The organism is Nocardia sichangensis, from assembly GCF_047200615.1.
GTDB lineage: Bacteria > Actinomycetota > Actinomycetes > Mycobacteriales > Mycobacteriaceae > Nocardia > Nocardia sichangensis.
In genome coordinates, this window is record NZ_JBJZOK010000001.1 from 134,558 (window position 1) to 148,930 (window position 14,373).

Genomic DNA, 14,373 nt, shown 5'->3' on the forward strand with positions numbered 1-14,373 from the left:
ACCGGCTTCCGGTTCGAAATGTGTTGCCGGGTGGCCGGACTCAGAAGTCCATGCCGCCCATGCCACCGGTCGGGTCGCCGGCGGGAGCGGCGGCCTTCTCCGGCTTGTCGGCGACAACGGCCTCCGTGGTCAGGAACAGAGCCGCGATCGAGGCCGCGTTCTGCAGCGCCGAACGGGTGACCTTGACCGGGTCGGCGACACCGGCGGCCAGCAGGTCCTCGTACTCGCCCGAGTCGGCGTTCAGGCCGTGACCCGCGGGCAGGTTGGCGACCTTCTCGGCGACCACGCCGGGCTCGAGGCCCGCGTTGAACGCGATCTGCTTCAGCGGAGCCGACAGCGCGACCTTCACGATGTTCGCGCCGGTGGCCTCGTCACCGGTGAGCTTCAGCTCCTCCAGCGCCGGAGCCGACTGCAGCAGGGCCACGCCACCACCGGCGACGATGCCCTCCTCCACGGCGGCCTTCGCGTTGCGGACGGCGTCCTCGATGCGGTGCTTGCGCTCCTTGAGCTCCACCTCGGTGGCCGCGCCCGCCTTGATCACCGCGACACCGCCGGCCAGCTTGGCCAGACGCTCCTGCAGCTTCTCCCGGTCGTAGTCCGAGTCGGAGTTCTCGATCTCGGTACGGATCTGCGCGACCCGGCCCTTGATCGCCTCCGCGTCGCCCGCGCCCTCGACGATGGTGGTCTCGTCCTTGGTGACGACGACCTTGCGCGCCTGGCCGAGCAGCTCGACGCCGGCGTTCTCCAGCGACAGGCCGACCTCTTCGCTGATGACCTCGCCACCGGTCAGGATGGCGATGTCGGCCAGCTGAGCCTTGCGGCGGTCACCGAAGCCGGGAGCCTTCACGGCGACCGACTTGAAGGTGCCGCGGATCTTGTTGACCACCAGGGTGGACAGGGCCTCGCCCTCGACGTCCTCGGCGATGATCAGCAGCGGCTTGCCCGCCTGGATGACCTTCTCCAGCAGCGGCAGCAGGTCCTTGACGGTGGAGACCTTCGAGCCGACCAGCAGGATGTACGGGTCCTCGAGGACCGCTTCCTGACGCTCCGGGTCGGTGACGAAGTAGCCGGAGATGTAGCCCTTGTCGAAGCGCATGCCCTCGGTGAGCTCCAGCTGGAGACCGAAGGTGTTGCTCTCCTCGACGGTGATGACGCCTTCCTTGCCGACCTTGTCCATGGCCTCGGCGATCAGCTCACCGATGGACGCGTCGCCTGCCGAGATACCGGCGGTGGCGGCGATCTGCTCCTTGGTCTCGACCTCCTTGGCGGTGTCGAGCAGCTTGGCGGTGACGGCCTCGACGGCCTTCTCGATGCCGCGCTTCAGGCCCAGCGGGTTCGCGCCGGCCGCGACGTTGCGCAGGCCCTCGCGCACCAGCGCCTGGGCGAGCACGGTCGCGGTGGTGGTGCCGTCGCCCGCGACGTCGTCGGTCTTCTTGGCGACTTCCTTGACCAGCTCGGCGCCGATCTTCTCGTACGGGTCCTCCAGCTCGATCTCCTTGGCGATGGACACACCATCGTTGGTGATCGTGGGGGCGCCCCACTTCTTCTCCAGGACAACGTTGCGACCCTTGGGGCCCAGCGTCACCTTGACCGCGTCGGCGAGGCTGTTCAGACCCCGCTCGAGGCCGCGGCGGGCCTCTTCGTCATACGCAATTGTCTTGGCCATGGCGTTGTTGAGATCCTCCATGTGTATGGCTGACACACAGGACGACCGCCGGTTGGGTCGCCCCAGTTACGCTGGCCAGGTTCGGTGCCCGCGACGGACGACCGAGGGTGTCTAGGGAACCCGGTCTCACCGTCCCGACCTGGCACTCACAGGTCGAGAGTGCCAAAAGCATTTTTAGCACTCAGGGGTGCCGAGTGCAAGGTCCGCGCGGGCTAGGGGCGGTCGTCGACACGGAGCACCAGCGCGACGAACGCGTCGGTACGGCGTTCCTCCGGGGTGCGGGGCTCGCCGTCCTCGACGGTGACGAGCTCGGCGTCGTGCAGCAGCAACTCCGCCTCCACCCGCATGATCGCGCGAATGAACGGCGGGGCGACGTCTGGCGGCAGGTCGCCGTTCACCACGTAGCTGCCGTCCGGTTGGGACTCGGTGGACACATACGAAAGCGCGCGCAGCAGATCTGCGCGCCGTTCCCCCGCTATTAGGTCGGAATCCGTTTCATCCGCCATTGCTATAGCTTAGCCGCCAGTGGTTCACATCTTCGGCCGGACGATTCGCGCCGCCCGGCGCCGACGATGAAAGCGCAGGTCACAACACCCCTCCTGGGGACAGGGTGAACCAGGCACCGCGCCGAGGCGGCCGGGGCGGCGTAGATTCCGGGTGGACCATGATCAACCTCAGCCCGGAAGGGGACGCGGGTGGACGACCTGCCGTTCGATTCGCTCTACCGGCACGGCTTCGCCCGGGTGGCGGTCGCGGTACCCCGGATCCGGGTGGCCGATCCCGCCTACAACGTGGAACAGACCGTCGAGCTGGCCACGCAAGCCGCGGCGGCCGGGGCGGTGCTCACGGTGTTCCCCGAGCTGGGCCTCTCCTCCTACACCGCCGACGACCTGTTCCACCAGGACGCGCTGGACGCGGCGGTGGAGGCGGCGCTCGCCAGGGTGGTCGCGGCGAGTACGGACATCGACACGGTGCTCGTGGTGGGCGCGCCGCTGCGGGTGCACCACCGGTTGTTCAACTGCGCGATCGTGATCTGCCGGGGCATCGTGCTCGGCGTGGCGCCGAAGAGCTACCTGCCGAACTATCGGGAGTTCTACGAGAAGCGTCAGTTCGCGGCGGCGCGGGAGGCGCTGGAGGATCACGTCACCGTCGCCGGGCACCGGGCGCCGTTCGGATCCGACCTGTTGTTCCGCGCGAGCAATCTGGACGAGTTCGTCTTCCACCTGGAGATCTGTGAGGACGGCTGGGTTCCGTTGCCGCCCAGCGGCTTCGCCGCGCTGGCCGGGGCGACCGTGCTGATCAACCTGTCCGCGAGCAACATCGTGATCGGCAAGGCGGACTACCGGCGGTCGCTGTGCACCTCGCATTCGGCGCGCTATCTCGCGGCATACCTGTACTCCGCCGCGGGGACCGGCGAGTCGACCACCGACCTCGCCTGGGACGGCCAGGCACTGATCTGCGAGAACGGCGACCTGCTCGCGGAGGGCGAGCGGTTCTCCGATCATCCCCAGCTGGTCACCGCCGACCTGGACCTGCGCCGCCTCGCCGCGGACCGGCTGCGCACCACCAGCTTCGCCGACAACGTGCACGACCACCGCGACCGGCTGACCTCGCTGCGGCACATCGACGTGCGGCTGCCCGTCCCCGAGGCCCCGGTGGCGCTGGAGCGCGAGCTCGCGCGCTTCCCCTACGTCCCCGCCGACCCCGCCTTGCGCAACGAGCGCTGCGCCGAGGTGCACCACATCCAGGTTGAGGGCTTGAGCACGCGATTGCGCGCCACCGGCACGCAGCGCGTGGTGATCGGGGTCTCCGGCGGCTTGGACTCCACGCAGGCGCTGATCGTGGCGGCCAAGACGATGGACCGGCTCGGCCTGCCCCGGGAGAACGTGCTCGCCTACACCATGCCCGGCTTCGCGACCAGCACCAGGACCAGGACCGACGCGCACCGCCTGATGGCCGCCCTCGGCGTCACGGCGCGCGAGATCGACATCACCCCATCGGCGACGCAGATGCTGCGCGACCTCGGCCATCCGGCCGCCGACGGCGCGCCGGTGTACGACATCACCTACGAGAACGTGCAGGCGGGCGAGCGGACCTCGCACCTGTTCCGGCTGGCCAATATGCACGGTGCGCTGGTGGTCGGCACCGGCGACCTCAGCGAACTCGCGCTGGGCTGGTGCACGTTCGGCGTCGGCGACCACATGGCGCACTACAGCGTGAACGCGTCGGTGCCCAAGACGCTGATCAAGTACCTGATCGCCTGGGCGGTGGACACCGAGCAGTTCGGCGCCGAAGCGAACGAGGTGCTCTCGTCGATCCTGCGCACCGAGATCTCGCCGGAGCTGATTCCGCACGAGGACTCCTCCGCGCCGGCCCAGAGCTCCGAGGCGACCGTCGGCCCGTACGAATTGCAGGACTTCCATCTCTATTACCTGTTGCGCTTCGGCTACCTGCCCAGCCGTATCGCCTACCTGGCCTGGCACGCCTGGTCCGATCCGGCGACCGGCCGCTGGCCCGATCTGGTCCCCGCCGACCAGCGCAACGCCTACGACCTCGCCACCGTCAAGCACTGGCTGGGCGAGTTCCTGCGCCGCTTCGTGCAGACCAGCCAGTTCAAGCGCTCGACGCTGCCGAACGCGCCGAAGGTCGGCTCCGGCGGCTCGCTCTCGCCGCGCGGCGACTGGCGCGCGCCGAGCGACGCGTCCGCGGCTGCCTGGCTGGACGAGCTCGCCCGCAACGTGCCGGATGCCTGACCGGCGCGGTGTCCGGCGCCCCGGATAGGGCCCGACGCACCCCTGCCTATGGTGGCTGCGTGAGTGAGAGATTCGGCTGGGATGCCATCGACGGTGCGTTGCGGCCGCTGTACGGCGACATCGAACCCTTCCATTGGGCCTCCGACCACCCGTGGTCGCTGGGCGGGTCCGACCCTCTCGACGGGATCAGCGCCTACTCCCGCACCGATCCGGTGCCGCACTGGCACTACGTCAGCTATGGGATGACCGAGCTGTACGAGAAGGAATGGGACAACCCGGCGGAGTCCGGCTGGGGCTTCGAGTTCACCTTCCGCTTGGCGCGCGGGCCCGAGGACACCGAACCGCCCGCGTGGCCCGCGAACTTCATGCAGAACCTCGCCCACTACGTCTTCCAGTCCGGCAAGTGGTTCGAACCGGGGCACACCATCAAGACGAACGGGCCGATCGCGGCCGACCACGCGGACTGCACCAATCACGCGGTCTGCTTCACGACGGACCCGGAACTGGGCGCCATCGACAGCCCGCACGGCCGCGTGCTGTTCCTGCAGATCGTCGGGTTGACCATGCGGGAGTACCGCGCGGCGCAAGGCGGGCGCGCCCTCGCACTGCTCGCCGAGCTGGAACCGCGACTACCTTTGTTCGTCACCGACATTCATCGCGAACCGTTGGTTCCCGAGCCGAAACCGCAAGCCCGCTGGCCCCGATGGGGCGGCGGCCTGGCCGGACGAGGGTGATCACGCCGCCCAGGTCGCGTGGTGTGCGACCGGAACGGCCGCGCGTGGTCCGCGGATACCGGCTCCCCGCGTGCGCAGCGCCCGGCGATGGCGCGCCCGCGCGGCGTGCGCGCCCCGCAATCCGTTGACGACGTTGCGAATCTCGTGCGCGGCAACCGATCGCCGGGCCACGCCGATCACCAGCAAGAGCACCGCGAGGGCGAGCGCGGTCCACGCACGAAACTTCCCGTCGCCCATCGGAATCAGGACTTCTCGGTCTTGATAACCGCGAGCAGCTCGCCCAGATGCGCTTCGGCGCTCGCCTTGTCGACGCCGAGATCACTGAGCAGACCGGCGCCGTTCTCCTGTTCCAGCAGCGCCAGCAGCATGTGCTCGGTGCCGATGTAGTTGTGCCCCAGCCGAAGCGCCTCACGGAAGGTGAGTTCCAGGACCTTCTTGGCCTCCGCGCCGAACGGGATCAGCGCGGGGATGTCCCCCTCGGCCTGCGGCAACGACGCGGAAGCGGCGGCGGCGATCACGTCGACGGACACGCCCTGGTGGACGAGTTCGTGCACCGCGAGACCTTGGGGTTCGGTGAGCAACCCCAGCACCATGTGCCCGAGGGAGATCTCCCGATTGCCCGCGGTACGCGCGGCCTCCTGCGCCGCCATCACGACCGCCCGCGCTCGCGGGGTGAAACGGGCGAAGCCCGCGTTCGGGTCCATGGCCGCCGCGGCGGCCGGATCGGGCACCTTGGGCACGAACCGCTTCTGCGCGGCCTGCTTGGTGACGCCCATGCTGGCGCCGATATCGGTCCACGAGGCGCCGGAGCGCCGGGCCTGGTCAACGAAGTGGCCGATCAGGTGGTCGGCCACTTCACCCAGGTGATTCGCCACGACGACGGCATCGGACAGCTGTTCGAGCACATTGTCGGGACGGGCTTTCTTGATGCCGTCGATCAGGTCGTCGAGGCGGAATTGTTCGGTCATGCGTCAACCATAAGTTGACGATGACCCATCGTCAACCGTTAGTTGACGATGCGACTCACGGGCGCGAAGACCAGGCCGCGCCGCGCACGATGCGTTCCTTCACCCACGCGGCCGTGCGCCCGGTCAGCACCGTCCTGGCCGGTGCGTCGTCGGCGCGCACCGCTTGGACGACCCCGTCGCCGCGACCCAGGCTGAGGCACTGGAGCACATAGCGGAACCGCAGCTCCTTCGGCTCACGACCACGCATCAGGGCGACGGCGGAGTCCGCCGCGTGCTTGCCGGTCGGCAGCGCCGTGGCACACGCCATGCGCAGTTCGCGTCCGCCGGGCCCTGCGACCACGGCGGCGTCACCTGCGGCGAAAACGTCCGGGTGCGACACCGAACGCAACGTGGCGTCGGTGAGCACCCGACCGTCGGGATCCACCGCCAGACCGGAGCGGGCGGCGAGGTCGGGCACCCGGAAACCGGTGGTCCACACCGTCGCGGCGGCCGCAACCAGTGAGCCGTCGGCCAAGCGCGGCCCTTCGACTGTCACCTCGATCACCTTGGCGCCGGACCGGATCTCGACTCCGAGTCGCTCGAGCGTCCGCGTGATGTGCGCCTGCGCCCGCGCCGACAGCCAGGCGCCCGGCTCCTCCGATCCGAGCAGCACCACCCGGGACTCCGGATGCGATTCGGCCAGTTCCGCCGCCAGCTCGATGCCGGTGGCTCCGGCGCCGACGATCGCCACCGGTCCGCCCGCCACGGCCAGACCGCGCACGTCTTCCTGCGTGGCGACCGAAAAGGCGTGTTCGGCGACGCCGGGGACGCTCGCGAGATCGGCGACGCTACCAAGGGCGTAGATCAAAGTGTCGTAATCGAGTGCGGGCGCAGTGTCGAGCACCACCCGACGCGCGACCGTATCGATCTCCGTCGCCAGGGCTTGCACGAAGGCGATGCCCTTGCTTTCCAGCGATTCCCGCAGATCCCATGCCGCGATCCGCTGCCCGGCCGCCTGCTGATGCAGCCGTACCCGCTCGACGAAGAACGCGTGCGCGTCCACCACGGTGATCCGAGCGTCCCGCGCCGTGCGAGCGAGCCTGCGGGCCGCCGCCAATCCCGCGTACCCCGCGCCGAGAACGACGATCCGATGCTGTCCGGTCATTGCTGAGGCTCCTTTCGATCGGCCATCAACACTCAGACCGGACAGGGCCCCGATCCCTGACAGGCCGGTGCCGTGAAGCGCGTCACAGCGGACGGCGAAGCCGGTCCGGCATTGTGTCCACCGCGCCCGCCGACCCGCTCGCCCCGGCGAAATAGGCGAGCTTGTCCGGATTCACGATCAACCGCAGCGCGGTGACCGCGCCGTCGGCCACGTCCACCGCGACCACGAGCAGTGGCGCACCGTTCACCCGTGCGACCGCGGCGGGCGCGCCGTTGACCTCCTCCACGACCAGCCGCATGCCGGGCACCTCCCAGCGCATGAGCCCGACGAGGTACCGCGCCACCTGCGCCGCACCTCGCACGGGACGGCGCGCCGCGTTCACCTTGCCGCCGCCGTCGGCCGTCGCGCTCACGTCGGCGGCGAGCATCTGCTCCAGCGACGCGACGTCGCCGTCGCGCGCCGCCTTCAGGAACCGCTCGACCAACTCGCGGGCATGGTCGGGCGTGATACCGAAGCGGGGGCGGTCCTCTCGTACCCGCAGGCCCGCCCTGCGGAAGATCTGCTGCGAGTTCGTCTCGGTGATATCGAGCATGTCGGCGATCTCGCGGTGCGCGTATCCGAACGCCTCGCGCAAGACAAAGACCGCGCGTTCGAGCGGGGTCAGCCGCTCCAGCGCGGTCAGCAGCGCGAGCGAGACCTGTTCGCGCTCCTCGACGGTCTCCAGCGGTCCGAGCTCGCCTCGCGCGGTCGGCACCGGTTCGGGCAGCCACGGCCCGACGTAGCTCTCCCGCCGGGCCCGCGCCGAAACGAGCCAGGTGCGGCACAGATTCACCAGCGCCGTGGTCAGCCAGGCCTCGGCGGAGCGGATACCGCCGCGGTCGGCGCCGTCCCAGCGCAGATAGGTCTCCTGCACCGCGTCCTCGGCCTCACCTGCCGAGCCGAGCATCCGATAGGCGAGCGCGAACAAGCGCGGCCGATGCCCCTCGAATTCCCGCAAACCGTCCGGCTCCATACGCACCTTCCTCCACCCGCCCGACGGACATGACCGTACCGCTCCCAGCGCAGCGCGCGGAGGTGCCGATGCGCCGATCCGGCGACACGGCGCATTGGCACGGCGAAGTGGAAGCGGCCGCTCCGGAAGCCGCCGCTAGAGCTCCGCGCGCGGCGGCCCATCACCGTTCTGGCGTTGCTTCGCCCCAGGTCGGCGCAGCCGCAGCCGGGCCGAGCCGCGGATCGCCGGACGCGGGATGGTCGGACGCGGAATCGCCGGACGACGGATGCCTGGCAGCCGCCGGTCCGCCCGTCGTTGCGCACGCCGCTCAGCGGGTTTGTGCGTCCAGGTCTCCGGACGCGCGGCCACCCAGCGCTGGGAATGCCAGGCGAACGGGATGTGGCCCAGATACAACGCGACCAGCACCAGCAGCAGCACGATCGGATACGTGACCAGCGCCGCGGCGGCGAGCGCGACCAGCACCAGCAGCCCGGCCGCGGCCTGCGGCGCCACCGACACCGATTTCATGGCCAGCGTCGGGATGGTGCTGACGCACAGCGCGGCCGAGAACACCGTCCACGCCGCGACCTCGTAGAAGCCGACCCACCAGCCGTCGCCGAACTGCACGAACAGGGCCACCGGCACCATCGCGATGAGCGCGCCCGCCGGAGCGGGCACACCGACGAAGTACTCCCGCGACCAATCCGGCCGGGTGTCGTCGTCCATCAGGGTGTTGAACCGGGCCAGGCGCAGCACGATGCTGACGGCGAACAGCAGCGCGACGATCCAGCCGACGCTGTTGCTGCTGAGCAGGGTCACGTACAGCACCAACGCGGGGGCGACGCCGAAGGAGATGGCATCCGACAACGAGTCGAGCTCGGCGCCCATCTTCGTGGTTGCGTCGAGCATTCTGGCCAGCCTGCCGTCGAGGGTGTCCAGCACGGCCGCCGCGCCGATCATGGCCAGCGCGATACCGAGTTTGCCGTCGAGGCCGAACTTCACCGCCGACAGCCCGGCGCACAGCGCCAGGATGGTGACGATGCTCGGCAGCAGGCGGACGGACCGCCGCCTGCGCCGCTGGGTGGATACCGCCGCTTCCATCACGCGTCAGCGGATGTGCCGAGCACGGCGAGCACTGTCTCGCCGCCGATGGTGCGCTGGCCGGGCTGCACGAGCAGTTCGGTGCCCGCCGGGAAGTAGGTGTCGACCCGCGAGCCGAAGCGGATCAGGCCGTAGGTGTCGGCGATGGTCAGCACGTCGCCGACCTGGGCGTCGCAGACGATCCGGCGCGCGAGCAGCCCGGCGATCTGCACCACGACGACCTGGTCGCCCTCCGGCGTCAGGAGCACCATGCTGTTGCGCTCGTTCACCGAACTCGCCTCGGGCAGGTCGGCGGAGCGGAACTGGCCGGGCTGGTGCAGCACGGTGCGCACGACGCCGGAGACCGGTGTGCGCTGCACGTGGACGTCCAGCACGGACAGGAAGATGCTCACGCGCGGCAGCGGCGCGTCGCCGAGACCCAGCTCGGCGGGGGGAGCGGCCGTGTCGACCAAGGCGATCTCGCCATCCGCCGGGGCGACCACGACGCCCGGCCGGTTCGGCGGCACGCGACGCGGGTGACGGAAGAAGGTCGCACAGGCCGCGGCGGCGAAGAGTCCGGTGCGCCGCACCCATTTGCGCTTGCCGCCGACCACGGCGACCGCCAAGGGTGCGGCGACGAACGGAAGCCCGGCGGGATGCAACGGAGGGATCGCGTTGCGGACCAGATCGACAACGTGGCCGACTCCGGTGCGTTCAGGCGTGCCGGGCGGGGTGGGACGGCGGGCCACAGGCTCCTCTTTCGTGCTCGATGCAGACGGTTTGCGCCATATCGACGATAGGACCGGCGCAAGCGTTCACACCTTACGGGAAAGGAGCCTGTGGCACGCGGGGTCAGGACCTGACTCGGGCGCCGGTGACCAGTCGAACCAGGAACAACAGGATGATGGCACCGCCCAGACAGGTGAAGAAGCTGAACCAAAGGCCGCCACCCTCGACGTCGACTCCGAGCAGCTTCAGCAGGAACCCACCGAGCAGACCGCCGACCACCCCGACGACAATATTGAGCAAGATGCCCTGTTGGGCGTCCGTCTTCATGAACTTGCTCGCGATCCATCCGGCAAGACCGCCGATGATGATCCATCCGATAATCCCGAGACCGAGCATGGTGTCCTCGCATTCAGTTGGGCCACGCCTCGTGCAGCAGTGGCGTGCTTCGACGTGATACCCACCGATTGTCGGAATACGCGCGGCAGATGAGCGACTTTCAAGCTAATATGAGGAAGCCTCATGTCTGTTCGCCAATGGACAGTGGCTGATGAGGGACCGATTTCGATGCTTCGGGGCACCCCCGGCGGCGTCGCCGCAGGTACATAGGAGACGCAGATGGCTGCTCGAATCGCCCAGACCACCGGCGCTGAGCACACGGCGATCCTCGGGCTCGGCGTTTACCGCCCTGCTCGAGTGGTCACCAACGACGAGGTGGCCGGCCCGATCAACTCCAGCGACGAGTGGATCAGGACCAGGTCGGGAATCAGAACCCGCCGGTTCGCCGACGAGTCGGAGACGATCCAGAGCATGAGCGTCGCGGCCGCGCGCGGCGCGCTGGAATCCTCCGGTATCGCGGTCGACCAAGTCGATTGCGTGATCGTTGCTACATCCACCCACCTGTTGCTGACGCCGGCCGCCGCCCCGCGCATCGCCACCGAACTCGGCATGAACGGCTCCGCCGCCTTCGACGTCTCGGCCGGGTGCGCGGGCTTTTGCCACTCGATCGCGCTGGCGTCGGATCTGGTCCGGGCGGGCACCGCTTCGCACGTCCTCGTGATCGGCGTGGAGAAGCTGACGAACACGGTCAACCCGAAGGACCGTTCCACCGCCTTCCTCTTCGCCGACGGCGCGGGCGCGGTGATCGTCGGCCCCTCCGACGAGCCGGGCATCGGCCCCACCGTATGGGGCTCGGACGGCACCCAGCACCACGCCATCCGGCAGGACAAGGACTGGATGGAGTTCTTCCACGAGATCGACGAGAAGGGCCTGGACGCGGTGCGGCCCTATCTGGCCATGGAGGGCACCGCGGTGTTCCGGTGGGCCGCGCACTCGCTGGAGAAGGTGTGCCGCGACGCCATCGACCGCGCGGGCCTGTCTCCCGAGGACCTGGACGCGATGATCCCGCACCAAGCCAACGGCCGGATCATCGAGATCATGGCCAGGGTGCTGAAGCTGCCCGAGCACTGCGCGCTCGCCAACGACATCGAGGAGGCGGGCAACACCTCGGCCGCCTCGATCCCGCTGGCCATGGAGGCGTTGCTGCGCAAGGGTGAGTCGAAGCCGGGCGACACGGCGCTGCTCATCGCGTTCGGCGCGGGCCTGTCCTACGCCGCTCAGGTCGTGAACCTGCCGAACTGGAAGTAACCGCTCCCACTCGCCGCGGCCGGGTCACGACATCTCGTGCACCGGCCGCGGCGAGCACCGCGCGCGGCGCCCCGCGCTCAGGCGCCGGCTTCGACCGCCGCCTTGACCTTGCCCAGCGTCTCGTTCATGCCGCGCACCAACGCCTCCTCGAACGGGATCTCGCCGCCGAGCGCGGCCTCGATCGCCTTGCGGGAGAACCAGGTGGTTCCGTTGGGCACGTCCCGCCGCTCGATCAGCCGCGTGCCGGACTCGGTCGGCTCCAAGGTGTAGCTCCACACCGTCCGGTTCTCGGTGATCCGGAACGCGAACGCCTGGTTCGGCTCGAACCGCACGATGCGGGACGTGGTCGGCCAGAATTTCTTGCCGTCGCGATTGAGGTTCAACGTCCAGGTGCCCGCCGCGAGCGAGCCGAGCGGCACCATGCGCACGCACTGCGGACTGAACTCCCGCATCCGCTTCAGATCGGAGATCACCGCCCACACCTGCTCCGGGGGCGCGGAGATGTCGATGCTGGCTTCGAGATTTTTCGGCAACGCTGCCTCCGGGATACGAGCGACGGACCGACGACCATCCGTCCGAACGCGATGTGACGAGTCGCGCACATTTTAAACGCGCCGACAGTTGCGTCACATTTTCGCTACTCGCGCACCGGCCGGTGTAATGATCGGCGCACAATAACAGATACATGAAGCACAGACACCGCCTCCAACATTTCGGCGTCCCAACGTGAGGTGAATCGGCCGTGAAACTGCGCTCCCTGCTCCATCGTCGACCGGCGGACCCGGTTCCGCTGCTTCCCGCCATCGAGCCGGTGGACGGACGAAAAGCGCACGGCGCGTCGGTCTTTCCGCCACGTAGTGTTCGCGGGGCCGCGCAAGAAGAACGTCTGGAGCGTCTGCTCACCCCGCGTGAGCTCGATTTCGTCTTGCACCATCGGCTCTGAGCCCTCGGCGAACGCCCACGACAGACCGCGCCGCGAGGCTCCATACTCGACAGGTGACTTCACCCGCTGCCACGAAACCGGCCATCCTGAGCGTCGACGACGACCCGGGCGTCTCCCGGGCGGTCGTCCGCGACCTGCGCCGCCGCTACGGCGCCGATTACCGGATTCTGCGCGCGGAATCGGGTCCGCAGGCCCTGGACGCGCTGCGTGAGATGAAGCTGCGCGGGCAGCCGGTCGCCGTGTTGATCGCCGACTATCGGATGCCGGGCATGGACGGCATCGAATTCCTCGAGCAGGCGATGGACCTGCACCCCTACGCGCGCCGCGTGCTGCTGACCGCCTACGCCGACACCAATGCCGCGATCGACGCGATCAACGTCATCGACCTCGACCACTATCTGCTCAAACCGTGGGACCCGCCGGAGGAGAAGCTCTATCCCGTGCTCGACGGGCTGCTCGACGCCTGGCGCAGCAGCGAGCATCGGCCCGTCACCGAGACCAAGGTGGTCGGCAATCGCTGGTCGCCGCGGTCGTCGCAGGTGCGGGAATTCCTCGCCCGCAACCAGCTCCCCTACCGGTGGTACCTGGCCGACGAGCCCGAGGGCGCGCGCCTGCTGGAAGCGGCGGGCGCCGACCCGGAGCGCTGTCCGGTGGTGATCACTTCCGCGGGCGACGCGCTCGTGCAGCCCACCGACAGCGAACTGGCCCAGAACGTCGGCCTGACCGTCGACCCGGCGGGCGAGTTCTACGACCTGATCGTGGTGGGCGGCGGTCCCGCCGGTCTCGGTGCGGCGGTCTACGGCGCGTCCGAGGGTCTGCGCACCGTGCTCGTGGAGCGGACCGCCACCGGCGGCCAAGCGGGGCAGAGTTCGCGCATCGAGAACTATCTCGGCTTCCCCGACGGTTTGTCCGGGGCGCAGCTGGCCGACCGGGCCCGGCGGCAGGCGGCGAAATTCGGCGCCGAAGTGATCACCACGCGCGAGGTGGTGGGGCTGGAGGTGAACGGGTCCGCGCGCACCGTGCGGTTCGCCGACGGCGGCAGACTGTGCGCGCACACCGTGATCATCGCGACCGGCGTCGACTACCGCCGCCACCCGGCGCCGGGCGTCGACGACTTCACCGGGCGCGGCGTCTACTACGGATCGGCGATGACCGAAGCGTCCGAGTGCGCCGATCACGAGGTCTACATCGTCGGCGGGGCGAACTCCGCCGGTCAGGCCGCGGTGTTCCTGTCTCGCAACGCGCGCACCGTGCACCTGGTGGTCCGGGCCGATTCGCTGGAACAGTCCATGTCGCACTACCTCATCCAGCAGATCGCGCAGATCGCGAACATCGAGGTGCACACCAACACCGAGGTGAGCGCCGCCGACGGTGACGATCACCTCCAGCAGATCGTGCTGCGCAACAACAAGTCCGGCGCCGAGGAGAAGGCCGACGCGGAGCGGCTGTTCCTGTTCATCGGCGCGGCGCCGCAGACCGATTGGCTCGACGGCGTCGTCATTCGTGACGACGCAGGTTACGTGCTCGCCGGGCCCGACCTGATGGTCGAGAGCGCGCGCCCCGCGGGCTGGGAGCTATCCCGGCCACCGCATCACCTCGAAACCAGCGTGCCCGGCGTGTTCGTGGCGGGCGACGTGCACGCCGAGTCGGCCAAGCGCGTCGCCTCCGCCGTCGGCGAGGGCGCCATGGCCGTCATGCTCGTGCACCGCTATCTCGCGTAA

At 69.2% G+C, this 14,373-nt stretch carries 15 protein-coding genes; 5 read left to right on the forward strand and 10 right to left on the reverse strand.

Annotation, left to right across the window (positions count from 1 at the left end; translation table 11 throughout):
* Positions 1-40: 40 nt before the first annotated feature.
* Both groL and ACL03I_RS00735 read right to left on the reverse strand, forming a co-directional pair.
* Complete coding sequence (gene groL, locus ACL03I_RS00730; protein ID WP_355071708.1) at positions 41-1,666, reverse strand: chaperonin GroEL; 1,626 nt, start codon at positions 1,664-1,666, stop codon at positions 41-43.
* Positions 1,667-1,878: 212 nt separating this feature from the next.
* On the reverse strand, positions 1,879-2,172 hold the full coding sequence (locus ACL03I_RS00735) for a hypothetical protein (RefSeq protein ID WP_355071706.1): 294 nt from the start codon (positions 2,170-2,172) through the stop codon (positions 1,879-1,881).
* Positions 2,173-2,361: 189 nt separating this feature from the next.
* On the opposite strand from ACL03I_RS00735, the gene ACL03I_RS00740 reads away from it, so the two are divergent.
* Positions 2,362-4,419 carry an NAD(+) synthase gene (locus ACL03I_RS00740; protein ID WP_412804885.1) on the forward strand — a complete coding sequence of 686 codons (2,058 nt, stop codon included), beginning with the start codon at positions 2,362-2,364 and terminating at the stop codon, positions 4,417-4,419.
* A gap of 59 nt (positions 4,420-4,478) precedes the next feature.
* Positions 4,479-5,153, forward strand: a complete 675-nt coding sequence (locus ACL03I_RS00745; RefSeq protein ID WP_412804886.1) for a suppressor of fused domain protein — start codon at positions 4,479-4,481, stop codon at positions 5,151-5,153.
* Here the strand turns inward: ACL03I_RS00745 and ACL03I_RS00750 are convergent, their stop codons facing one another.
* From ACL03I_RS00750 to ACL03I_RS00780, 7 genes are all read right to left on the reverse strand, one after another.
* On the reverse strand, positions 5,154-5,390 hold the full coding sequence (locus tag ACL03I_RS00750) for a hypothetical protein (protein ID WP_355071700.1): 237 nt from the start codon (positions 5,388-5,390) through the stop codon (positions 5,154-5,156).
* A gap of 5 nt (positions 5,391-5,395) precedes the next feature.
* On the reverse strand, positions 5,396-6,121 hold the full coding sequence (locus ACL03I_RS00755; protein WP_355071699.1) for a Clp protease N-terminal domain-containing protein: 726 nt from the start codon (positions 6,119-6,121) through the stop codon (positions 5,396-5,398).
* Between the two features lie 55 nt (positions 6,122-6,176).
* On the reverse strand, positions 6,177-7,265 hold the full coding sequence (locus ACL03I_RS00760) for an NAD(P)/FAD-dependent oxidoreductase (RefSeq protein ID WP_412804887.1): 1,089 nt from the start codon (positions 7,263-7,265) through the stop codon (positions 6,177-6,179).
* Positions 7,266-7,347: 82 nt separating this feature from the next.
* Positions 7,348-8,277 carry an RNA polymerase sigma-70 factor gene (locus ACL03I_RS00765; RefSeq protein WP_412804888.1) on the reverse strand — a complete coding sequence of 310 codons (930 nt, stop codon included), beginning with the start codon at positions 8,275-8,277 and terminating at the stop codon, positions 7,348-7,350.
* A 135-nt stretch (positions 8,278-8,412) separates the two neighbouring features.
* Complete coding sequence (locus ACL03I_RS00770; protein ID WP_355071694.1) at positions 8,413-9,357, reverse strand: CDP-alcohol phosphatidyltransferase family protein; 945 nt, start codon at positions 9,355-9,357, stop codon at positions 8,413-8,415.
* Positions 9,357-10,085, reverse strand: coding sequence for a phosphatidylserine decarboxylase (locus ACL03I_RS00775; protein ID WP_356962734.1), 729 nt, complete (start codon positions 10,083-10,085; stop codon positions 9,357-9,359). Before ACL03I_RS00775 ends, ACL03I_RS00770 begins: the two co-directional genes overlap by 1 nt.
* A gap of 103 nt (positions 10,086-10,188) precedes the next feature.
* Positions 10,189-10,461 (reverse strand): GlsB/YeaQ/YmgE family stress response membrane protein, encoded by a 273-nt coding sequence (locus ACL03I_RS00780; protein WP_355071690.1) that lies wholly within the window; start codon positions 10,459-10,461, stop codon positions 10,189-10,191.
* 219 nt (positions 10,462-10,680) lie between these two features.
* On the opposite strand from ACL03I_RS00780, the gene ACL03I_RS00785 reads away from it, so the two are divergent.
* On the forward strand, positions 10,681-11,709 hold the full coding sequence (locus tag ACL03I_RS00785; RefSeq protein WP_355071688.1) for a beta-ketoacyl-ACP synthase III: 1,029 nt from the start codon (positions 10,681-10,683) through the stop codon (positions 11,707-11,709).
* A 77-nt stretch (positions 11,710-11,786) separates the two neighbouring features.
* Here ACL03I_RS00785 and ACL03I_RS00790 read toward each other — a convergent pair whose 3' ends face one another.
* Positions 11,787-12,242, reverse strand: coding sequence for an SRPBCC family protein (locus ACL03I_RS00790; protein ID WP_356962737.1), 456 nt, complete (start codon positions 12,240-12,242; stop codon positions 11,787-11,789).
* 209 nt (positions 12,243-12,451) lie between these two features.
* Here ACL03I_RS00790 and ACL03I_RS00795 point away from each other — a divergent pair, with 209 nt between their 5' ends.
* Positions 12,452-12,652: a hypothetical protein gene (locus ACL03I_RS00795; RefSeq protein WP_355071685.1), complete on the forward strand. Its 201-nt coding sequence runs from the start codon at positions 12,452-12,454 to the stop codon at positions 12,650-12,652.
* A gap of 53 nt (positions 12,653-12,705) precedes the next feature.
* On the forward strand, positions 12,706-14,373 hold the full coding sequence (locus ACL03I_RS00800; protein WP_412804889.1) for an NAD(P)/FAD-dependent oxidoreductase: 1,668 nt from the start codon (positions 12,706-12,708) through the stop codon (positions 14,371-14,373).